23 protein-coding genes and 1 tRNA gene are annotated in these 19,465 nt (G+C 66.5%); 8 read left to right on the top strand and 16 right to left on the bottom strand.

From position 1 onward, the window contains the following. Positions 1-584: 584 nt before the first annotated feature. Both AB0230_RS12265 and AB0230_RS12270 read left to right on the top strand, forming a co-directional pair. Entirely contained in the window at positions 585-785 is a 201-nt protein-coding gene (locus AB0230_RS12265; protein ID WP_366375987.1) for a helix-turn-helix domain-containing protein, read from the top strand. 69 nt (positions 786-854) lie between these two features. Further along, positions 855-1,139 (top strand): hypothetical protein, encoded by a 285-nt coding sequence (locus AB0230_RS12270; RefSeq protein ID WP_366375989.1) that lies wholly within the window; start codon positions 855-857, stop codon positions 1,137-1,139. 166 nt (positions 1,140-1,305) lie between these two features. Here AB0230_RS12270 and AB0230_RS12275 read toward each other — a convergent pair whose 3' ends face one another. Beyond that, entirely contained in the window at positions 1,306-2,307 is a 1,002-nt protein-coding gene (locus AB0230_RS12275; RefSeq protein ID WP_366375991.1) for a hypothetical protein, read from the bottom strand. Between the two features lie 464 nt (positions 2,308-2,771). Between AB0230_RS12275 and AB0230_RS12280 the strand changes: the two genes are divergently transcribed. Beyond that, a complete protein-coding gene (locus AB0230_RS12280) occupies positions 2,772-3,191 on the top strand; it encodes a DUF732 domain-containing protein (protein WP_366375993.1) in 420 nt (139 codons plus the stop codon). Here AB0230_RS12280 and AB0230_RS12285 read toward each other — a convergent pair. The 10 genes from AB0230_RS12285 to AB0230_RS12330 all read right to left on the bottom strand — a co-directional run bounded on the left by AB0230_RS12285 (position 3,188) and on the right by AB0230_RS12330 (position 7,898). Next, positions 3,188-3,856 (bottom strand): hypothetical protein, encoded by a 669-nt coding sequence (locus tag AB0230_RS12285; RefSeq protein WP_366375995.1) that lies wholly within the window; start codon positions 3,854-3,856, stop codon positions 3,188-3,190. The two genes, AB0230_RS12280 and AB0230_RS12285, sit on opposite strands and share 4 nt — an antisense overlap. 70 nt (positions 3,857-3,926) lie before the next feature. Next, entirely contained in the window at positions 3,927-4,550 is a 624-nt protein-coding gene (locus AB0230_RS12290; RefSeq protein WP_366375997.1) for a hypothetical protein, read from the bottom strand. 68 nt (positions 4,551-4,618) lie between these two features. Next, a complete protein-coding gene (locus AB0230_RS12295) occupies positions 4,619-5,434 on the bottom strand; it encodes a hypothetical protein (RefSeq protein WP_366375999.1) in 816 nt (271 codons plus the stop codon). 8 nt (positions 5,435-5,442) lie between these two features. Beyond that, entirely contained in the window at positions 5,443-5,691 is a 249-nt protein-coding gene (locus tag AB0230_RS12300; protein WP_366376001.1) for a hypothetical protein, read from the bottom strand. Positions 5,692-5,879: 188 nt separating this feature from the next. Continuing rightward, positions 5,880-5,952: transfer RNA gene (locus AB0230_RS12305), tRNA-Arg, on the bottom strand. Positions 5,953-5,986: 34 nt separating this feature from the next. Next, complete coding sequence (locus AB0230_RS12310; RefSeq protein WP_366376003.1) at positions 5,987-6,268, bottom strand: WhiB family transcriptional regulator; 282 nt, start codon at positions 6,266-6,268, stop codon at positions 5,987-5,989. Then, complete coding sequence (locus AB0230_RS12315; RefSeq protein WP_366376004.1) at positions 6,265-6,426, bottom strand: hypothetical protein; 162 nt, start codon at positions 6,424-6,426, stop codon at positions 6,265-6,267. The genes AB0230_RS12310 and AB0230_RS12315 overlap by 4 nt, the downstream gene beginning before the upstream one ends. Further along, a complete protein-coding gene (locus tag AB0230_RS12320) occupies positions 6,423-7,031 on the bottom strand; it encodes a hypothetical protein (RefSeq protein WP_366376006.1) in 609 nt (202 codons plus the stop codon). Before AB0230_RS12320 ends, AB0230_RS12315 begins: the two co-directional genes overlap by 4 nt. Positions 7,032-7,112: 81 nt before the next feature. Next, positions 7,113-7,580 carry a hypothetical protein gene (locus tag AB0230_RS12325; RefSeq protein WP_366376008.1) on the bottom strand — a complete coding sequence of 156 codons (468 nt, stop codon included), beginning with the start codon at positions 7,578-7,580 and terminating at the stop codon, positions 7,113-7,115. A 108-nt stretch (positions 7,581-7,688) separates the two neighbouring features. Further along, a complete protein-coding gene (locus AB0230_RS12330; RefSeq protein ID WP_366376010.1) occupies positions 7,689-7,898 on the bottom strand; it encodes a helix-turn-helix domain-containing protein in 210 nt (69 codons plus the stop codon). 122 nt (positions 7,899-8,020) lie between these two features. Here AB0230_RS12330 and AB0230_RS12335 point away from each other — a divergent pair, with 122 nt between their 5' ends. Both AB0230_RS12335 and AB0230_RS12340 read left to right on the top strand, forming a co-directional pair. Beyond that, positions 8,021-8,614 carry a helix-turn-helix transcriptional regulator gene (locus AB0230_RS12335; protein ID WP_366376012.1) on the top strand — a complete coding sequence of 198 codons (594 nt, stop codon included), beginning with the start codon at positions 8,021-8,023 and terminating at the stop codon, positions 8,612-8,614. Further along, entirely contained in the window at positions 8,589-9,722 is a 1,134-nt protein-coding gene (locus AB0230_RS12340; RefSeq protein WP_366376014.1) for a site-specific integrase, read from the top strand. The genes AB0230_RS12335 and AB0230_RS12340 overlap by 26 nt, the downstream gene beginning before the upstream one ends. A 46-nt stretch (positions 9,723-9,768) precedes the next feature. On the opposite strand, the gene glnA is transcribed toward AB0230_RS12340, so the two are convergent. Beyond that, positions 9,769-11,193, bottom strand: a complete 1,425-nt coding sequence (gene glnA / locus AB0230_RS12345) for a type I glutamate--ammonia ligase (RefSeq protein ID WP_094734498.1) — start codon at positions 11,191-11,193, stop codon at positions 9,769-9,771. A 133-nt stretch (positions 11,194-11,326) separates the two neighbouring features. Here glnA and AB0230_RS12350 point away from each other — a divergent pair, with 133 nt between their 5' ends. Then, entirely contained in the window at positions 11,327-11,755 is a 429-nt protein-coding gene (locus tag AB0230_RS12350) for an RDD family protein (RefSeq protein ID WP_315995689.1), read from the top strand. A gap of 56 nt (positions 11,756-11,811) precedes the next feature. Here the strand turns inward: AB0230_RS12350 and AB0230_RS12355 are convergent, their stop codons facing one another. Then, positions 11,812-12,522, bottom strand: a complete 711-nt coding sequence (locus AB0230_RS12355; RefSeq protein ID WP_315995690.1) for a DUF4191 domain-containing protein — start codon at positions 12,520-12,522, stop codon at positions 11,812-11,814. A gap of 118 nt (positions 12,523-12,640) precedes the next feature. On the opposite strand from AB0230_RS12355, the gene AB0230_RS12360 reads away from it, so the two are divergent. Then, positions 12,641-13,666: a hypothetical protein gene (locus tag AB0230_RS12360; protein ID WP_366376017.1), complete on the top strand. Its 1,026-nt coding sequence runs from the start codon at positions 12,641-12,643 to the stop codon at positions 13,664-13,666. A gap of 17 nt (positions 13,667-13,683) precedes the next feature. Here the strand turns inward: AB0230_RS12360 and sucB are convergent, their stop codons facing one another. The 3 genes from sucB to AB0230_RS12375 are packed head-to-tail and all read right to left on the bottom strand — an operon-like array spanning position 13,684 to position 18,326. Next, the gene (gene sucB, locus AB0230_RS12365; protein WP_363579087.1) at positions 13,684-15,435 is read right to left on the bottom strand and encodes a 2-oxoglutarate dehydrogenase, E2 component, dihydrolipoamide succinyltransferase; all 1,752 of its coding nucleotides are present in this window, start codon (positions 15,433-15,435) and stop codon (positions 13,684-13,686) included. Positions 15,436-15,489: 54 nt separating this feature from the next. Then, positions 15,490-16,863, bottom strand: a complete 1,374-nt coding sequence (gene lpdA, locus AB0230_RS12370; RefSeq protein WP_363391654.1) for a dihydrolipoyl dehydrogenase — start codon at positions 16,861-16,863, stop codon at positions 15,490-15,492. Then, the gene (locus tag AB0230_RS12375; protein WP_315995694.1) at positions 16,860-18,326 is read right to left on the bottom strand and encodes a leucyl aminopeptidase; all 1,467 of its coding nucleotides are present in this window, start codon (positions 18,324-18,326) and stop codon (positions 16,860-16,862) included. The genes lpdA and AB0230_RS12375 overlap by 4 nt, the downstream gene beginning before the upstream one ends. Before the next feature lie 84 nt (positions 18,327-18,410). Here AB0230_RS12375 and AB0230_RS12380 point away from each other — a divergent pair, with 84 nt between their 5' ends. Further along, on the top strand, positions 18,411-19,337 hold the full coding sequence (locus AB0230_RS12380; protein ID WP_315995695.1) for a PAC2 family protein: 927 nt from the start codon (positions 18,411-18,413) through the stop codon (positions 19,335-19,337). The last annotated feature ends 128 nt before the right edge of the window (positions 19,338-19,465 follow it).

Below are 19,465 nucleotides of genomic sequence, written 5' to 3' on the forward strand. Positions count from 1 at the left end.
GAAGTACAGCTCGTACGAATACTGACATGGTGGTACGTGGTGTCGGTTGGTGTCACCCGCGCAATTACGTGGGAATACCCGATGTCACGCGTGGCTGTGGAGGTGGTCCGGTGGCACTTCTGCGGACTTCTTGCGGACTTCGCGGGGACGCTAAGGTGGCGCACGAATCGAGCTGCCATCCCCGCCGCGCTCACTCTGCTGCCCGCCTTTGTCGGGTTACTCCGCGGCGAACGTCGAGGCGGTGGCGACGTCCGCACCTCCGAAGGCATCCGCAACCCAGACGCCCAAGCCCACAGTCACGTGCACACCGCCCTCACGCAGACGGTCTACATGTCGAAGACGGTAGGTGGCACACGCGCGGCCGACACGATCGACAACGCTCTTCGCGCCTAGAAGAGCGTCCGCCGGACCACCTCGTGGGTCGTCGGCGAAATCGGATCAAGTTCCGGCCCACCCGGGAGCTGGCTGCGACCCGACGGAATGCCACCGACATGATCAGTATGGAGACGCTGCAGGCTGCTCCTTAGTGATAACCCCGCTGATCGGGTATTTCTATCCACCTGGGTGCCTGCTAGCGTGCCCGCATGAACGGTGAAGTACCCGACCCCTACAAGTGGAAACGCGGGTTTAGTCGCGAGCAGGCCGCCGATTACTGTACGGTAAGCATCGATAAGGTGAAGCGCGCGATCCGCTGGAACGAGCTACCCGCAGTGCGACATGGGAGAGACATCATCCTGTTCCGCGAAGATCTCGACGCATGGATGGAGAGCTGGGAACCCGTCTGAGCTCCGACGATGTCGGCGGTCTGACCTAGCCTGGTGTCCTCTCGGCCGGAGGAAGGATCCGGCGCACCCGTGAGCGAGTGGCACCCCATCATGGCGGCCGTTGAGGGCCCCACCGGCACCTGGCGCATGATCGACCCGCAAGACCGTGAGTACGGGCTGATCGAGATCCGCCGCGTGATGAACGGCGAGCAAGTCGCATACAGGGTCACCATGCGCGGTGAGATCATCGGCTGGGCACACACCCTCCGTCTCGCCTGCCACAAGGTGCACGTCGCCTACCTCGCGACGATGGGCAACCCCGGCCCGCCGGCCGCCGACTGGGGAGAAAAGACCCGCGACGGACGCAGACGCTAGCTTTGTGCTCCGCTAGGACCGCATCCTCGCGATTGTGAGGGCCGCAACCAGGGTTGGAAATACCACCAGAACCGCGGGAGTGCCTTCTACGACTGCGCCCGTAATCAGCATGACGATCGACACGATGCACACGAAGACAACGGCCAGGCTGACCTGACGATTTGGTTCAGTCTTCGTCGTTCGCCGGTGGGTCTTCTGCACCGCCATCGACCTCACCTCGCTTCGTTCGCTTCACCTCGATGACGATCCAGTCCTTCGACGCGTTTCGTCCCCGCTCCTTCGAGGTGACCTCACGGATCTTGAGCCAAAAGACATCGTTCTTATGGATCGCCTGACCCGGCTTGTCAAGGGTCCGAAGGAAGTCTACGTCCTCGATAGTCGCCTGGCGCGTGCCTTCTTTCGTCGTCTCGACACGCCAACGCCGGTTGTTGTCGAAGTCCAAGCTCCTGATGCTGGCCTCCGTCTCGAAAATACGTTCCTTCTCGAAGGCGTCGTCTGGCTCCGCAATCGCATCGAGGTAATCTTCCCGCCGCGCCGTTGCCTCCGCGGGGAGCGCGAGAATCTCCTCAGTAGTTGCGTTGGGAGATGCATCGCGAATCTCCATCGACGTCGCTTCATCATTTAGAGGCGTCAGCAGCTTCTGAAGAGCCCTACGCGTCGGCCGTTTCATCTCCTGCAATTTGACCCAGGTCGCTTTCTGCACAACGGTCGAGGTGCCATCCGCCCAAGACAGTTCCACGTCGCCGTTCTCGCGGTGCGTCTCTTGAGCCGGAGTTTCGCCGCGCAGGCTCTTCAAGCCTGTACCTACAGCATTTACGATCGCTTTGCCCGCCGCGGTTCCGATCTCTTTGCCGGCGGCCACCGCTCCGGCTGTTGCCGCGCTGGCCGCTAGCCCGAGGCCAACGCCAGTTATGGGGTTTTCATTCACCCACACCATTGCCTCGAGGATGAACGAGCCTTCGCGCGGAGGGCGGATGCGCAGGTCAGGAGCGACTCCAGCTCCAAATTCTCCGGTCTTGTTCAGCTCCTTGGTGAGGTCGACCAGCCCTTCCAGCGCCTGAGCCAATTCATAGGCGCCGATTTCGTTGGTATGCCCGTCGTCGCCGACGAATCGCAGCTGAACAATCCCGTTTTCGATCTCTTCGCGATCGCGACCAACTACTGCCATGCGGCCCCCCTTGAATACGCAACGGCTCTCAACCTAGCGGCCTGAGAGCGAAATGACCTATAGGGCCACCCACCCCCTCCCTACCCGCCACGTTCGCTCCCTCGGCCTTGCGACTTTCGCACACAGAGAGTGTCAGACGCGACGTCGTGCAAGGCGGATGACGAGTCTGCGGCGACCGTAGATGTTCAGGTACTCGATTCTGACGAGTCCTCGGCCGGCGAGTGTGTGGGCTGCACGCCGCGTATTTCCGCCGTTGTCGCCGGGGAGAACGCCTGCGCCGGGATTCAGTTCAGTCAATTGCGCAAGGATCTGTTGTTGGATCGCGCCAAGTCCTCGGCCCATGTTCGTATCCGTTCTATGTGAGGCGGGGGCGTGGAAAAAACGGCGGGGAGATATCTCGCAATGCCGAGGGAGCGAGCCGAGGTGTACCCCGGGGGGAGGGTTGGCCGGGTATGGTGTGCGGCATGAATCGTGCGGTCGTCCCCGTTGCTGCGGCCGTGCTGCTGTTCGTGCTGTCGGGGTGCACTGGCGGCGGTGGAGATGAGGTGAATGAGGCCGTGGGAAGCCCTGAGGCGGCGTCTCCCGCGGTTACTGTGTCTGAGGCTCCGTTGACTGCCGTGTCGCCTAGCGCGGCGCCTGAGGCCGCTACACCGGAGGATGCTTTTCTGGTGAAGATCCGTGAGGTTCTGCCGGATGACACGTCTATCCCGGATGCGACGGATGGTCAGTTGCTCGCCGCCGCTCAGGACGCCTGTGAGCAGATGGCGGGTGGTGTCGATTCGACCTTGGTATCCGTGATCGACGGCGAGCAGGCTGACAGCCTCGGGTACTACCGCGACAGTGCGCGTATCGGGTCGGTAGCGAAGCAGACCATCTGCCCTTAGGTGCCGTCTGACTTTCGCACGTAGCCGTTCGGCGCCTGGATCAGCACACCGGGCACGGGTAGCCCGGTCCCGGGGGTCGTCGGAATAGCTCCCGGTGACATGCGGATGCCGTTGTCATTGATCTCGACCACGTCGCCGCCGTTCTGTAGGCGGGCGTAGCTGTCGGTGACTTGGACGACGCTGCTTCCCTTGTAGAGCTGCACGGTGTCGTCGTCGGTGAAGACTTGGGCCCCGTTCGCGAAAGTGAGCGCGCCCCCGGAGACGGTCGGATCCATCGTCATATCGCCCGCGGTGACCTTGCCTGTCTCACCGTCGATCGTGACCTGTGCCGCCCCAGTGCCGGCGGTGATCCTGCCGTTCTCGATGATGACGTTCCCGACCTTGATCTTGCCGGGGCCGAGGATCTCGATCCCGCCGGTCACGTCCATCTGCCCGGTCAGGTCGAAGTCTCCCGTGAGCTTGACGTTCCCGGCGATCTCGCCGTCGCCAGAGTCGAACTTCCACGGACCGGACCACTCGAAGTTCCCCGTTCCATCGAAGCGGCCGACTACCTGCAGGGTGCCGCCGGAGTCGATGAGCAGTAGCCCGCCGATGAAACGCATACGACCCTCGGAGATGCTCGAGTTCTGAAGCAGCGCGCCGGACTTGAGGCGCGCGACCTCCATATGCAGCTCTCGGATCCACGCGAACGCGTCATTGAGGTTCTGTGCCATTGGTCTTTCCCTTCAAGTGGTTTCAGGTGCCGTCTGACTTTTGGAGGTATCCCATTGCGGACTGGATGACGACACCCGCGATCGGGAGGCCGGTGCCGGGTGTGGAGGGGATCGCGGCGGGTGACATGCGTATCCCCATCGGGTCGATCTCGACGACGTTCCCCCCGTTCTGCAGACGTGCGTAGTCGTCGCTGACCTGCATGACGCTGTTGCCCTTGAACACCTGGATGGTGTCGTCGTCGGTGAAGACCTGGGAGCCGTTGGGGAACGTGACTGAGCCGCCGTGATCGGTGGGGTCGAGGGTCATGCCTCCGACGTGAACTCGGTTGCCTTCGATGCGGATGTCCCCGTTGATGAGCCTCCCGATGAGATCGAACTCTCCGGTCAGCTTGACGTCGCCAGAGATCTCACCGTTTCCCGAGTCAAATTTCCAGGGGCCTGACCATTCGAAGTTCCCGTTTCCGTCGAGGCGTCCTACGACCTGCAGCGTGCCGCCTTCATCGATGAGGAGGAGGCCACCGATGAACCGCATGCGGCCGTTGCTGATGGATGAGTTCTCGAGCATTGACCCGGCTTCGAGGCGGTCGACGCGGAAAATCAGTCGCCGGATCCACCAGAACGCGTCCGATAGGTCGCGAAGTTGCATGAGAGTGCCTTTCTCTGTGTAGGCCGGTGCCCTCAGGGCTGTGAATCCGAGGACACCGGCGGTCTGGGTTACGGCGTGGGGACGCCGTTGAGGTGGTTCTCGACGGCTTGCGCAGTGAGAGAGTCGGTGGGGACGTTGTCCTCGGGGTCGTATTCGACGTTCACGAATCCGATGCCGCCGCGCTCCAATCGGTTCTCCATCGGAGCGGGTTCGCGGTAGGGCGTGAGGTTGTCCAGCTCGGGCGCCTGAATGGTCGCGTTGAGATCGAGCAGGGCGGTCCACCGGTTCTCCGAGTCCCACGCTTCCCACACGCGGCGACGGTGGAGGTTCCCCGCGTCGAGGGTCGCGCCGATCTCCCAGGTCTTCCCCGTGGCGTTGGTGCCGGCGAGCCGGGCGGCGGCGAGGAGCGGCCCGATCAGGCCGTCGAGGGCGGCGCGCTGAGACTGTCCCTCTGCCCACGCTTTGCGGATGCGGTCGGATGCGGTGACCAGGGATGCCGGCGCGGTCGTCGCGGCCACGGTCTGGTGCGCTTTGGTGAACGCTTCCGCGGCGGCGTTGAACTGTCCCGCGATCGTGTCCCAGTTCGCTTCCGCCACGTTCTCGTAGAGGGCGTCGGTGGCGCGGCCTACTGCGGCGCGCATGACCTGGTTGACGGATGCCTGATCGACGGGCGTGACGGTCTGCTCGACCAGCGCGAGGGCGCGGAGGTTGAGGATCTCGTCTTCGGGGGCGTTGTTGACAACGGCTTCGGCGTAGCGGCCGGTGAAGTTGTGGTCGTACTCGGTGTACTTCGTGCCACGTTCCTGCAGGGCGGTGAGCTCGGGCGGGATCGTCCCGCCGTGCTCGAGGACGGTGGAAAGGTCGCGTGCGAATGTGTCGTACATGGTTCTCCTCAGTTGGTGAAGTGGCTGTCGTGGCTGAGCGGCATCCCGAGTCGTCGGGCGAGGCCGGCGTCATCGTTCAGCGCGAGGGGACCCGCGCCGCCGGAGCTGCCCTGGAAGACGCCGTCGATCGTGAGCTGCACGCGCGTCTGGTCCTCTCCGCTCTCTAGCTGGGCGATGTAGGCGGCGATCTCTTCGTCCGTCGCGTGGGGGTTCGTCGCCCGGATGAGGGAGACCAGGACGGGGTCCATGTAGGTCATGTCGTTTCCGTTTCTTGTGTAGGGATGCCTAGGCGTCGTTCCAGTTGTCGGAGCTGCCGTGCGTCCCATCGGCGGTGTAGTTCGTTTTCGAGGTCGCTCAGTCGGTAGCCGCCCGCCGGCTGATAGGCGTTCGTCCATCTGCGGGGCATTCGGTCTCCTCTGCTGTGTCTTCTGGTAGGGGTGCTGCGTCCCCTCGGCAGGATTTGAACCTGCGCGCCTCCGGGTAGAAACCGGCTGCTCTGTCCACTGAGCTACTAGGGGGTGAGGGTCGGACCGGCCTCCGGCCATCGGGGGGTCAAGCTGTCTTCGCTGTGGCTTTCTCGGGCCGTCCGTAGGCCATACCGGCCCAGTAGCCGGCTTCGGGTCGGGCTGTGCGGGCGTAGTCCCCACAGGGCTCAAGGAGGGGGCACCGTGAGCAGACGAGGCGCATCCGTGACAGCTCGTGCGGGAGGAGAGTCCCCTTATCCGCGATGAACGCGTCATCCCCCTCACACGCGGGCGGTGTATCAACACCGGCACGAGTGAGGGCTTCGAGCTTGCGGGAGGCTTCCGTGAGTCGAGGGCTGTTCCGGGTCATGCGTCCTCCCGTTCGTGAAGAGGGGAGGTGATGTCACGCACCTCGGGTCTGAGCGACGCGTAGTACGCCGCCCTCTCTCGAGCGAACGCGGCTGGGTCGTTCCAGGTGCGGGAGAGGGCGTCGAAGTTGTGAGGCTTAGGGGCGGGGATCTTGTTCATGCGGCAGCGTCCTTCCTCTTCTCGCACCGTGTGCAGGTTCCATCGGCTACCCACGTGTGATTGCCGGGCCCGCAGTCTGAGCCGGGCTGGACGGTCTGCATTCGCTCAGCGCTGAAGTCGTACCTGGTCCGCTTTCTGTCACCGGTGACGTCTCCGGCCTTGTTGCCGGGCGTGTAGGCAGAGGAAGAAGAATTGGATGAATATCCTCCGCCTACACGCCCGGTGACGTCACCGCCCATGTCACCGGCTACAACTTGGGTTCTGCGGGCCGCACGCGATGCCCGCTGGTTCTCCCGCTTGCGAGTCCGGTAAGCCTCCACAGTTGCCGCGAGTGACTGTCTGAGGCCATTAGGGTCATCCCACCGGAGCATCTGAACTCCCGTGGCGACCCTCTCGAGCACTCCGCAGTCGACAAGAGCTTCGAGATCCGCGTCGTCAACGCCGTCGAGATGAACGGTTCCGACATAGCGAGTCGGCACGTGACCATCCGTGCCCTGCTCAACGGACCACATGAGGAGCCCGGTGAACACTCGCCACTGTTTGTCTGTGAGATCGTTGAACCTCATTTCGGTGAGCCAGTATCCGGGGAGTCGTGCGTCAGTCATTTGTCCTCAATCCCGGGAGAAATCAGGGGGCGGGCACCGGAGGAACCCCTACGAACCTCCGGCGCCCTAGTCATGTGTGGTTCAGTCATCCAGCCCGCGGAGTCGGTCATCCACAGACGCAAGCCGGCGCAGCTTGCGCAGCCGGAACACGTCGCTCAGGCGCAGCATGGAAATGTCGCCGTCCTGACCCTCTGACGCGGACACGTACTGCGCGGCTCGGATCATGTCTTTGCCGAGCTCCGCGACATCGGGCATGCGCGTTTCTTCCATGTCGGGGAGTGACACGGCGCGGACGTGCGGGTGACCGGTGAGGGTCAGAACGCCCCGTTTGACGTCTGCCCGTTGGATGACCTCGATGACATCGAACTGCCGGACGAACCAGACCGATTCGGCCTCTTCGTCGAAGTCAAGACAGGCTGTTGTGCGCTCCGGGTCGGCCCATTCGGGGCGTACCTCAGCGACAGCATCTGAGTTGTTGGTGAGCCACTCTGCGACGGCGAGTGTTTCCCGCGCGGTGCCGTTCTCGTGTACTCTGGCGATGACATTCATTTGGAATCTCTCTCTCATGGGTTCCTAGGCCTGGCACTGTTCCTGCAGTGACCAGGCCGTCGTCGTGTCTGAGCTGTATTCGGTACTTGGGTGTGCGCTCCGGTCGTGTCAGCCCGCCTCCTCGAAAGCGGCATCCACGAACGCCTCAAGATCGGAGCGGCGTACGACGACTCGCCCGCCGAGCTTCCCCGCCTTGAGTTGACCGGAATTGATGAGCCACCGCACCGCGTCAACAGACCGGCGCAGGTACTCCGCGACCTCGGGGACAAAGAGCAGTTGAGCCGCGAGGGGGTGGTCTCTGTCGAGAATCGTCGTCATCGTCACTCCTTTCCTAGTTGCTAACGACTAGCTTTCCTATGGTCTACCAGATTTAAACCCGACCCACAACTAGACACGCGTGTCAACTAGGGTTGGGCGTGTCGAATGACTAGGATGGCGGCATGATTTCTGACGAGCAGATAGGCCGCAACCTCGCCGCCGTCCGCGGCGAGATGAGCCAGAGTGACCTCGCAAAGCGGATGAGAGATCGCGGCTTCAAGTGGTCTCAGGCGACGGTTTGGAGCGTCGAGAAGGGTGAGCGGCCCCTGCGCCTCTCCGAATCTGAGGCGGTAGCCGAATTGCTAGGGGTTGGGCGCCATGTGTTCACGGCTCGGGATGGAGAGGAGCGCGTGTACGCCGCGGCCCGCGTAGTCAGGGATCATTACGAGGCCATGCGGGCGGCGATGGCGGCCTACGACACCGCGCGCGGGGCCCTAGCGTTTGCTCTCGATGAACTGGACGACGGGCCGATGTCCACCCAGCTCATGGCCGCGGCCGAGTTGGTTACCGAAACGATCGACTCTGTAGTAGAGGATTACCGCGATTTCGAACGACGAGAATTCGCCGCAACACTCGCTCGAGAAGGCGTCACGGCCGAAGAGTGGTTCCCGGCCGAGGGACAGGGCCGCAAGTGGCTAGACGCCTACAACGATGCTCAGGCTCGGTTCAGCTTCAACGAGGAATCCGACGATGGCGAGCATAAAACAACGCCCTGACGGTTCGTGGCGGGCACGCTATCGAGGCCCGGACGGCAAGGAGTACGCGAAGCATTTCAAATACAAGAATTCCTCAGCTACCCGTCCCGGCGTTCCGTCCGCTCAGGCGTGGCTCGATGAGGCCACGGCCGCGATGCGTGCGGGGACGTGGGTAGATCCGAATACGTCGAAAATGACGATGGGGGAGTGGCTAGACCGGTGGGAAGCGGGGTATGCCGCGAACAAACCAGGGACGGTGAAGTCGGCTGCTGTCCATCTCAAGCTCATACGAGCGAAGTTCGGGACGCGGCAACTCCGCACCATACGCGCGCAGGACGTCAAAATCTGGATGGCTGAGCTTGCCGAAAAGTACGCCCGCTCTTACGTGTACGCCATCCATCGCCGCTTGGCGCAGGTGTTCACGGATGCGGTGCATGACGGCGTTATCGCCCGCTCTCCGGTGTCTCGCCGCACGAGCCCGCCTACACCCACACAGCGACCATACGTCGCGACCACGGCGCAAGTGTGGTCGCTCTATGACGCGCTCCCGGGGTCTTACCGAAACCTTGTGCTTCTCGGCGCGTTCGCCGGGTTGAGGGCCGGCGAGATGGCCGCGCTCACGCGCGCAGACGTCGATTGGTCGGCCCCGTCGATCACGGTCAGCGTGCAGCACGACGGCGACGAGTTGAAGTCGGAAACCTCGAGCGGCACGATCCCTATACCGGCAGAGCTCGCGACGATGATGGACGCGGATGCCGGGGAAACGATGATCGTTCCCGGCGTGTTCGGGCGAGGAGTGACCGCCTGGCGGCTGAATGAGGTTTGGGCCGAGACTCGCTTGCGCGTTGATGGTCTGCCCGAGGGGTTCCGAATCCACGATCTGCGGCACTACTTCGCGAGCTTGCTCATCGCAGCGGGCTTAGATATCAAGGTGGTGCAGACCCGGATGCGGCACGCCTCACCGGTCATCACCCTACGAACGTACGGGCACCTCTGGCCGGACACCGACGACACCTCGCGCGCGGCCGTTGCGGCCGTTCTCGGAGCACGGAAAAACCCCCCGGATCCTGCGGTGTCAGATGACACACCTGCGGACCCGGGGGGCTCTTCCTCAGATTCTGCGGACTAAACGCGGACTAAGCGCCCGTTCTGGCCCAGAATATCGCGCTGTGGACTCAGACCCCGAAGTACAGCTCGTACTCGAAGGGGTGCGGACGCTGGGCGATCGGCTGGATCTCGTTCTCGATCTTGTACTCGATCCAGGTGTCGATGAGCTCCTGCGTGAACACGCCACCGGCGAGCAGGAACTCGTGGTCGGCGCGCAGGGCCTCGAGCGAGTCGAGCAGCGAGTTGGGAACCTGCGGGATGTTCTTGGCCTCTTCGGCGGGGAGCTCGTAGAGGTCCTTGTCGACGGGCTCGTGCGGCTCGATGCGGTTCTTGATGCCGTCGATGCCGGCCATCAGCTGAGCCGCGAACGCGAGGTACGGGTTGCCCGAGGCGTCGGGCGCACGGAACTCGATGCGCTTGGCCTTGGGGTTCGTGCCCGTGATCGGGATGCGGATGGCGGCGGAGCGGTTGCCGGCCGAGTACACCAGGTTGACCGGCGCCTCGAAGCCCTTCACCAGGCGGTGGTAGCTGTTGAGGGTCGGGTTGGTGAAGGCGAGCACGGCGGGCGCGTGCGCCAGCAGACCGCCGATGTACCAGCGGGCGATGTCGGAGAGTCCGCCGTAGCCGGTCTCGTCGTAGAAGAGCGGCTTGCCGTCGTTCCACAGCGACTGGTGGGTGTGCATACCCGAGCCGTTGTCACCGAAGAGCGGCTTGGGCATGAAGGTCGCGACCTTGCCCCACTGCTCGCAGGTGTTCTTGACGATGTACTTGAACTTCAGGATGTCGTCGGCCGCGTGCAGCATCGTGTCGAAGCGGTAGTTGATCTCCTGCTGACCACCGGTGCCGACCTCGTGGTGCGAGCGCTCGAGCGCGAAGCCCGCCTCGATCAGCTTGAGGGTGATGTCGTCGCGGAGGTCCGCCGTCTTGTCGACGGGGGAGACGGGGAAGTAGCCGCCCTTGTAGGGGGTCTTGTTGGCGAGGTTCCCGCCCTCTTCCTCGCGGCCGGTGTTCCAGGCGCCTTCCTCGGAGTCGACCGAGTAGAAGCTCGAGTTCTGCTTCACTTCGTAACGCACGTCGTCGAAGATGTAGAACTCGGCCTCGGGGGCGAAGAACGCGGTGTCGGCGATGCCGGTGGAGGCGAGGTACTTCTCGGCCTTCTTGGCAACCTGGCGCGGGTCCTTGCCGTAGATCTCACCGTTGCGCGGGTTGTAGATGTCGAAGACCATGACGAGGGTCTTCGCCTCGCGGAACTGGTCGACGTACGCGGTCGTCACGTCGGGGATCAGCTGCATGTCCGACTCGTGGATGTTCGCGAACCCGCGGATCGACGAGCCATCGAACAGCTGTCCGACGGTGAAGAACTCCTCGTCGACGGTCGAGGCGGGGATGTTGAAGTGCTGCTGCACACCAGGAAGGTCCGTGAAACGGATGTCGAGGAACTTGACGTCCTCGTCCTGGATGAACTTCAGCACCTCGGACGAATCTTTGAACATGAAGACTCCAGAGGTAGAACATTCGGGATCATGCCGGCCTCGGCCAGCCTCCTCGACCCTACCCAGAACCGGTGTCCCGGTCATATCTCGCATGTTTCCGGGATGTTACGACGGCCCGATTACGCTGGATGCCGTGAGCGTCCCCGCCGAGAACGAATACCCGGGCCAGCGGCTCGGCCTTCCCCGCGAGGGTCGCGGCTCCATCGCCCGTCCGGGACGCCGCATCGCGGCCCTCCTGATCGACGTCGCGAGCGCCGGATTGATCGGCTTCGCATTCTTCTCCACCCCCGACCCGGTGACGGGGGTGCCGTTCGCCAACCCCATCGCGACGAACCTCATCTTCTTCGCGGTGCAGATCCTCTTCATCCCGCTCATCGGCGGAAGTCCCGGGCACCGGCTGATGGGCATGCGCCTCGAATTGGCATCCGGGGGCTGGGTGGGGCTCTGGCGCCCCATCGTGCGGACGCTCCTGCTCGCCGTCATCATCCCCGCGGTCGTGTGGGACGCCGATCAGCGCGGTCTGCACGACAAGGCGGTCGGGACGGTCCTGGTCCGCAGCTGACGCAACCCCGCGCCGACGAGGAAGGCCCCCGCTGAGCGGGGGCCTTCCTCGTGTGATCAGCGCGGGCGCGGAGCGCGCATCTTCGTCGGGTCGACGCCCTTCGGGATGGGCAGCGACGACAGGCCCTGCGAGACCGACGAGACGCGCTTGATGACGGCGGCCATCGTGGCGCGATCGACCTTCTTGGGCAGCGCCTTGATGGTCGAGGCGAGCTTGGCGATCGGCACCTCGTCGTCGCCGTGACCGACGTAGAGGACGGTGACCGGCACGCCCGCCGCGACGCGGAGCACACGGGAGCGCTCCTCGCCGACCAGACGGGTGAGGCGGCTGCGGTTGCCCTCGCCGATCAGCACGACGCCTCCGCGACCGATCGCGCGGTACAGCGCCTCCTGGGTGCGCGGGTTCACGCCGACCGGGGCCTCGGAGGCCTGCCAGTTGCGGCCGAGCGACGACGAGAGCACGTGGCCGGTGGCGCCGGGCATGCCGTCGATCTTCTTGTACATCGCCGTGGTCGACAGCCGCGTCATCGTGATCATCCCGGCCAGGATGCCGGCGAGAAGACCCGTGACACCCCACAGGATGATGCTCCACACCGCCAGCGGCGGGATGAGGAAGCCGACGAGCACACCGAGGGCGATGCCCACCAGGACGATGCCCGCGAGCAGGAAGGGCAGCCAGCGGTACTCCTTCTGCGTGAAGGTGTAGAGCGTTTTGAGCTGCGAGAAGAAGCCCGGACGCTTCTCGGGCGTGGTGGTGCGAGCGGCCATGAAGACGATTCTATCTTCGCCGCGAACGGTTCCTCCCCAGGGGCGCCGTCGCAGCGGTCATCCCCATCCGGCCCCGGCCGTCCCGCGCGCACCTCCCTCGCCGGCGCACGATCGGGGAATGAGCACCTCCCTCTCATCGACCCCCGTCGAGCCGTTCATCGTCTACCTGCGTCGCCGGGGCGCCAGCGCGACCGCGTTGACCCCCGGCGAGGTCGTCACCGCCGCCGTCGGTCTCCTGCGCGGATGCCGGAGCGCGGCCGTCCGAGGCGGGGGAGCCGCGTGGTGGTTGACGGCGGAGGGGCGACCCGTCGTCGTCGAAGATCACGGCGCTCCGGACGTCGTCGCGTCGACCGCCGACGGCCTTCGACGGCTCGCCGTGCTCGTCCCCGATCCGACGACGCGCGGCCTGATCGACCGAGCGGGAGAGGTGGTGGCGACCCGCCCGCCGCGGGAGTGGGATGCCGTCGAGAGGCGGCTCTTCGCACACGCCGACCCGGCACCGCTCGTGCTGGGACCCCTGACACCGGTGGTCATCGAGGAACGGGCGGAAGATCGCGACGACGCGCTGACGGGCGGTCCGCTCGGACTCCTCGACGACGACTTGTTCCGCACGATACGGAACGGCACGGCGGGCCTCCGCGAGCGATGGGCATCATCGCCTCGTTTCCGCGCGGCCGTCATCGGGGTGGGCGTCCTCGCGGTCGCCGCCGTCGTGTCATCCGTCTTCCTCCCCGAGGTGCGGGAACCCGCGCCGGTGGCATCCTCGACGCCCCACGTGTCCCGTATCGCGCCGCCGACCATGTCGATCACTCCCCGACCCTCGGCCACGTCGCCCTGGCCGGCGGACGATCGCGTTCCGCTCTCCGACGACATCGTCGAGGTCGCACGACGCGTCTTCGGCGAGATCTCCCGGTGCGGAGACGATCCCGAGTGCCGCAGCGCATTCGACGAGGGGTCGACGTTCACACGGGAGCCGCTGCTTCCCGATGCCGAGCACGCCGATATCGCGCTCCTCGAGGACTTCGGGGGTGTCGCCGTCGTCCGCGTCGCGGATGCGGACAGGGCGCAGTACGTCACGCTCGTCCGGCACGACGACAAATGGCTGGTCCGCGCCGTCGAAACGGTCGCGGACCAGCCATCATGAGCCGGCGGTCGGCGGTGTCAGATGCCGAGGTCGCCCTCGAACTGCGCCGCCTCGAGGCGGGCCTTGACGGCACCGAGGAAGCGGGCCGCGTCGGCACCGTCGATGATGCGGTGATCGTACGACAGGGCCAGGTAGACGTAGGAGCGCACCGAGATGGCATCCTTACCGTCGACCGACACGACGCCCGGCTTCTTCACCACGGCACCGAGTCCGAGGATCGCGGACTGGGGCAGGAACACGATCGGCGTGTCGAAGAGCGCGCCGCGCGAACCGGTGTTGGTCAGCGTGAACGTGCCCCCCGCGAGCTCGTCCGGCTTCAGCTTGTTGTCACGCGTGCGAGCGGCCAGGTCGGCGATCTCGCGCGCCAGCTGAGCGATGTTCTTCTCGCCCGCGTCCTTGACGACGGGGGTGAGGAGGCCACGCTCGGTGTCGACCGCGATCGCGACGTTCTCCTGGGCCGGGTAGACGATCTCGTCGCCCTCGACCGTGGAGTTGATGATCGGGTACGTCTTGAGGGCTTCGATGGCGGCGATCGCGAAGAAGGGGAGGAACGACAGCTTGTCGCCCGTCTTCTGCTGGAACTCGCCCTTGAAGCGGTCGCGCAGCGCCGCGACCTTGGTCACGTCGACCTCGACCACGGTGGTCAGCTGAGCGGTCGCCTGCATCGACGCGACGGCACGCTCGGCGATGACCTTGCGCAGACGCGACATCTTCTGCGTCGTTCCGCGCAGCGGCGAGACCTCGACCGGGGCGGAGGGCGCTGCGGCCGGGGCTGCCTGCGCGGCGGGGGCTGCGGAGGCGGACTTCGCGGCCTCGGCCGCCTTGAGCACGTCTTCCTTGCGGATGCGACCGCCGACGCCGCTGCCCTTGACCGTCGTCAGGTCGACGCCCTGCTGCTGCGCCAGGCGACGCACCAGGGGGGTGACGTAGGTGACGTCGTCGTTCGACGAAGCGGCGGGTGCCGGAGCGGCGGGTGCCGGAGCGGCGGGCTTCTCCGCGGCGGGCTGCTCTGCGGGCTTCTCCTCCGCGGCGGGCGCGTGCTGCTCGGCCGGCTTCTCCTCCGCAGCGGGCGCGGGCTGCTCGGCCGGCTTCTCCTCGGCGGCGGGAGCGGCGGGGGCCTCCTCCTGCGCGGGGGCGGCCGCACCGCTGCCGATGCGGGCGAGGGCGGCTCCGACGTTGACCGTCTCGTCCTCCTGGACGAGGATCTCCTGCAGCGTGCCGGCGACCGGCGAGGGGATCTCGGTGTCGACCTTGTCGGTGGAGATCTCGAGCAGCGGCTCGTCGACCGCGACGTCGTCGCCGACGGCCTTCAGCCAGCGCGTGACGGTTCCCTCGGTCACGCTCTCGCCGAGCTCGGGAAGGACGACCTCGGTGGAGTCGCCGGAGGCAGCGGGAGCCGACGCGGCCGGAGCGGGCTGCTCGGCGGGGGCCGACGCGGCCGGAGCGGCGGGAGCGGACTGCTGCTCGGCGGGAGCGGACTCCTGCTCGGCAGGGGCGGCCTGAGGGGCGTCGTCGCTGGACGAGGCGCCGGAGCCATCACCGATCTTGGCGAGGACGGCACCGACCTCGACGGTCTCGTCCTCCTGGACGAGGATCTCTTCGATCACGCCCGCGACGGGGGAGGGGATCTCGGTGTCGACCTTGTCGGTCGAGATCTCCAACAGCCCCTCGTCCTCCTGGACGGTGTCACCGACCTGCTTCAGCCAGCGGGTGACCGTTCCCTCGGTGACGCTCTCGCCGAGAGCGGGGAGGACGACGGATGTGCTCATGGATATGTCTCCTTCGTACCGGATGCGGTATCTAGCTTAGTGACCGGTTGTCGGTCAGAGTGCGTGCAGCGGCTTGCCCGCGAGCGCCAGGAAGGCCTCGCCGAGCGCCTCGCTCTGGGTGGGGTGCGCGTGGACGAACGGCGCGATGTCTTCGGGATGCGCTTCCCAGCCGACGGCGAGCTGGGCTTCGGAGATCAGCTCTCCCACGCGATCGCCCACGAGGTGGGCCCCGACGACGGGTCCGTCGACACGACGCACGATCTTGACGATCCCCGAGGTCCCGATGATCTCGCTACGGCCGTTACCGGCCAGGTTGTACTCGTATGCGCGGACGGCCTCGGATCCGTAACGATCCTGAGCCTGGGCCTCGGTGAGTCCGACCGACGCCACCTCGGGGTGCGAGTAGGCGACCCGCGGCACGTCGACGTCGGGGACGAGCACGGGCGAGAGCCCCGCGATCTCCTCGGCGACGAAGATGCCCTGCTGGAAGCCGCGATGCGCGAGCTGCAGACCGGGCACGATGTCGCCCACGGCCCACACGTGCGCCGCAGCGGTGCGCAGGCGGGAATCGGTCTGCACGAAGCCGCGCTCGAGCACCACCCCGGCCTCCTCGAAGCCGAGACCGGAGGTTGCGGGACCGCGGCCCACGGCCACCAGGACGTAGTCGGCGACCAGCTCGCTGCCGTCGTCGAGGGACACCGTGACGCCGCGGTCGTCCGAGGTGAGCGACGTGAATCGCCGGCCCAGCTGGAAGGCGATGCCGCGTTTGCGGAAGGCGCGCTCGAGAGCCTTGCTCGACGAGACGTCCTCGGCGGGGAGGAGGTGGGGGAGGGCTTCGACGATCGTGACCTCGACGCCGAACGAGCGCCACACGCTGGCGAACTCGACGCCGATGACCCCGCCGCCGAGCACGACGACGCGCTCGGGGATGACGTCGAGATCGAGAGCCTGCTCGCTGGTCAGGACGCGCCCGCCGATCTCCAGGCCCGGAAGGCTGCGACTGTACGAACCCGTCGCGAGGATGACGTCCGTTCCGCGGTACAGGTCGTCTCCGACGCGCACAGCGGGCCCTGCCTCGAGCGTCCCCTCGCCCGAGACGACGCGGATGCCGCGGGCCGAGATGAGACCCTCGAGACCCTTGTACTTCTTGGCGACGATCCCCTCGCGATACGCGCGCACCCGGGCCGGGTCGATTCCGCTGAACGTCACGTCCACACCGATGTCCGACGCACCGCGGGCGGCATCGGCGACCTCACCGGCGTGCAGCAGGGCCTTCGTCGGGATGCAACCTCGGTGCAGGCAGGTGCCGCCGAGCTTGTCCTTCTCGATCAGGACGACATCCTTGCCGAGCTCGGCGAGGCGCAGCGCGGCGGCGTATCCGCCACTGCCGCCACCGAGGACGACGACGTCCGCGGTGTACTCGGTCACCGCGCGCCGTCCGAGACGAGCAGTTCCACCAGCGAACGGACGGTCGCGCCGGTCACGCCCTTGTCGGTGTATCCGAACGGGGCGGACTTGTTCATACCGACCCCCGCGATGTCGAGGTGCACCCACGGGATGCGAGGCGCGTCGGCCTCGTCGGACACCCTGCCGACGAAGTGGCGCAGGAACAGGCCGGCGAAGAGCGAACCGCCTGCGGGGTCGCCGATCTTCGCGTTCTGCAGGTCGGCGATGGGGGAGTCGAGGTCGTCGACCATGTGGTCGGGCAGCGGCAGCTGCCACGCCAGCTCCGCGACGCGACCCGCCGCTTCGAGGTACGACGCGACCGCGGCGTCGTCTCCCATGACCCCGGTGTGGCGGTTGCCGAGGGCGACGGTGATCGCTCCGGTGAGAGTGGCGACGTCGACGATCAGGTCGGGGTTCTCGCGGCTCGCCGCGGCGAGACCGTCGGCGAGCACGAGGCGACCCTCGGCGTCGGTGTTCAGCACCTCGACGGTCGTGCCGTCGAGGGTGCGCAGCACGTCTCCGGGGCGGGTGGCCCGACCCGACGGCATGTTGTCCGCGATGCAGAGCCACGCGCTGACCTTGACGGGCAGGGCCATCTCGGCGGCGGCCTTCAGCACGGCGAGGACCGTGGCGGCGCCGCACATGTCGTACTTCATCCCGACCATGGATGCGGGCGGCTTCAGCGACAGACCACCGGTGTCGAAGGTGATGCCCTTACCGACGAGGGCCACGTGGCGCTCGGCCCCGGCGGGCGAGTACTCGAGGCGGACCATGCGGGGCGGGCGATCCGAACCCTGGCCGACGCCGAGGATTCCGCCGTAGCCACCCTGGCGCAGCGCAGCCTCGTCGAGCACCTCGACCTCGACAGGCAGATCCTTCACGGCCGCGACGGCGGCATCGGCGAAGTCCGCGGGTCCGAGCCACTCGGCGGGCGTGGTCACGAGGTCCTTGACGAGCGCGACGGCTCCCGAGATCGCGGCGACCGCGGTGACGTCGGTCTCGGCCGGCGCTTCGCTCGTCGACACACTCACGCGCTCGGCTCGCGCCTTCGCGGCCTTCTTCTTGTAGTCGGCGAAGCGGTATCCGCCGAGTGCGGCACCCTCGGCGATCGGACGCCACGGCGCCGCCACCAGCGACTGGATCGCGACATGCGCGAAACCGGTGAGTTGGCGCAGGCCGACGCCGGCGGCATCCCGGACGGACGCGTCGGTCGCGTCGGAGCCCGCACCGACCACGGCGACGGGCTTGTCGACACCGGGCACGTGCACGCGCTGGTAGGACCCGACGGCCCCGGTGAATCCGACCGCGGACAGCGCCGCCCCCAGTCCGTCCCAGCCATCGGGGTCGGACGCTCCCTCCGCAGTGGTGGGGACGATCAGCAGGATCGCGTCGGCATCGGATTCGAGGACGGGGGCGTCGGTGTACGCCACGGAGGGGAACGGCATGACATCCATCCTAGGTTCGTGCGTGTTCGCTAGCAGCGGGACGCACCGCGACCGGGCATCCGGGAGCGCTCGTAGAGTGGATGCATGCCCTCCTCCGCCCCGCTGTACGACCGCGCCCCCGCGGCGCCGCCCGTGCCGTCGGGCCTGCCGCTCGTGATCGCCCTCACGGGGTTCACCGACGCCGGCGGGGCCGTCACCCGACTGGTCGAGTACTTCCGCGACGACCTGGAGCCGAACCCCGTCGTCGTGTTCGACAACGACGTGCTGCTCGACTACCGCGCGCGGCGTCCGGTCATCACCTTCGTCGAGGACCACCTCACCGACTACCGACCGGCCCGGCTCGAACTCTCGCTCGCGCACGACTCGCTCGGGCACCCGTTCCTGCTGCTGGCCGGCTACGAGCCCGACTTCCTGTGGGAGGCCTTCGCCGAGACCGTTCTCGAGCTCTCCGCCGGCATGCAGGTGTCGTCGGTCACGTGGGTGCACGCGATCCCCATGCCGGTGCCGCACACGCGGCCCATCGGCACCACGGTCAGCGGCACGCGACCCGACCTCGCCGAAGCGCACTCGGTCTGGCGCCCGCACACGCAGGTCCCCTCCACGGCGGGTCATCTGCTCGAATACCGCTTCGCGGAGGCCGGCGCCAAAGTGGCCGGCTTCGCGCTGCTCGTTCCGCACTACCTCGGCGACACGGAATACCCGGCCGCCGCCCTGGCCGCTCTGGACAGCCTCACCGTCGCGACGGGACTCGTGTTCTCCGGAGAGGTGCTGCGCGAGGAGAACCGCGAGTTCATCGGCAAGGTCGCCGAGCAGGTCGAGGGAAGCGAAGAGCTCACGCGCATGCTCGAGGGGCTGGAGGAGCGCTACGACTCCTATATGGCCGGCTCCACGCACGCGACCCCCATCATCCACACGGGCGACCTGCCCAGCGCCGACGAGCTCGCGGCGGAACTCGAGCGGTTCCTCGCCACCCGCCCCGGCGACGACGACCGGCGCGGCAAGCTCGGCTGAGTCCGGCGGAGTACGGCGACGCGCCCAAGACGCGGCGACCGCGCGGCGACCCCGTCACCGGATGCCGCAAGGTACGGCGTCCGGAGGGAATGCGGATGGCCGGAAGGGCGTTGTCTACGCATAGATCC

Origin of the sequence: Microbacterium sp. NPDC089190 (assembly GCF_040701795.1) — a bacterium.
GTDB lineage: Bacteria > Actinomycetota > Actinomycetes > Actinomycetales > Microbacteriaceae > Microbacterium > Microbacterium galbum.

Coding starts and splice junctions, on each gene's coding strand:
- sucB (WP_363579087.1), bottom strand. CDS start 15,435: ATGAGCACATCCGTCGTCCTCCCCGCTCTCGGCGAGAGCGTCACCGAG.
- AB0230_RS12360 (WP_366376017.1), top strand. CDS start 12,641: ATGAGCACCTCCCTCTCATCGACCCCCGTCGAGCCGTTCATCGTCTAC.
- AB0230_RS12330 (WP_366376010.1), bottom strand. CDS start 7,898: ATGACGACGATTCTCGACAGAGACCACCCCCTCGCGGCTCAACTGCTC.
- AB0230_RS12320 (WP_366376006.1), bottom strand. CDS start 7,031: ATGACTGACGCACGACTCCCCGGATACTGGCTCACCGAAATGAGGTTC.
- AB0230_RS12265 (WP_366375987.1), top strand. CDS start 585: ATGAACGGTGAAGTACCCGACCCCTACAAGTGGAAACGCGGGTTTAGT.
- AB0230_RS12300 (WP_366376001.1), bottom strand. CDS start 5,691: ATGACCTACATGGACCCCGTCCTGGTCTCCCTCATCCGGGCGACGAAC.
- AB0230_RS12325 (WP_366376008.1), bottom strand. CDS start 7,580: ATGAATGTCATCGCCAGAGTACACGAGAACGGCACCGCGCGGGAAACA.
- AB0230_RS12280 (WP_366375993.1), top strand. CDS start 2,772: ATGAATCGTGCGGTCGTCCCCGTTGCTGCGGCCGTGCTGCTGTTCGTG.
- AB0230_RS12310 (WP_366376003.1), bottom strand. CDS start 6,268: ATGACCCGGAACAGCCCTCGACTCACGGAAGCCTCCCGCAAGCTCGAA.
- AB0230_RS12295 (WP_366375999.1), bottom strand. CDS start 5,434: ATGTACGACACATTCGCACGCGACCTTTCCACCGTCCTCGAGCACGGC.
- AB0230_RS12315 (WP_366376004.1), bottom strand. CDS start 6,426: ATGAACAAGATCCCCGCCCCTAAGCCTCACAACTTCGACGCCCTCTCC.
- AB0230_RS12355 (WP_315995690.1), bottom strand. CDS start 12,522: ATGGCCGCTCGCACCACCACGCCCGAGAAGCGTCCGGGCTTCTTCTCG.
- AB0230_RS12285 (WP_366375995.1), bottom strand. CDS start 3,856: ATGGAGGTCGCGCGCCTCAAGTCCGGCGCGCTGCTTCAGAACTCGAGC.
- glnA (WP_094734498.1), bottom strand. CDS start 11,193: ATGTTCAAAGATTCGTCCGAGGTGCTGAAGTTCATCCAGGACGAGGAC.
- AB0230_RS12380 (WP_315995695.1), top strand. CDS start 18,411: ATGCCCTCCTCCGCCCCGCTGTACGACCGCGCCCCCGCGGCGCCGCCC.
- AB0230_RS12290 (WP_366375997.1), bottom strand. CDS start 4,550: ATGCAACTTCGCGACCTATCGGACGCGTTCTGGTGGATCCGGCGACTG.
- AB0230_RS12335 (WP_366376012.1), top strand. CDS start 8,021: ATGATTTCTGACGAGCAGATAGGCCGCAACCTCGCCGCCGTCCGCGGC.
- AB0230_RS12375 (WP_315995694.1), bottom strand. CDS start 18,326: ATGCCGTTCCCCTCCGTGGCGTACACCGACGCCCCCGTCCTCGAATCC.
- AB0230_RS12275 (WP_366375991.1), bottom strand. CDS start 2,307: ATGGCAGTAGTTGGTCGCGATCGCGAAGAGATCGAAAACGGGATTGTT.
- AB0230_RS12340 (WP_366376014.1), top strand. CDS start 8,589: ATGGCGAGCATAAAACAACGCCCTGACGGTTCGTGGCGGGCACGCTAT.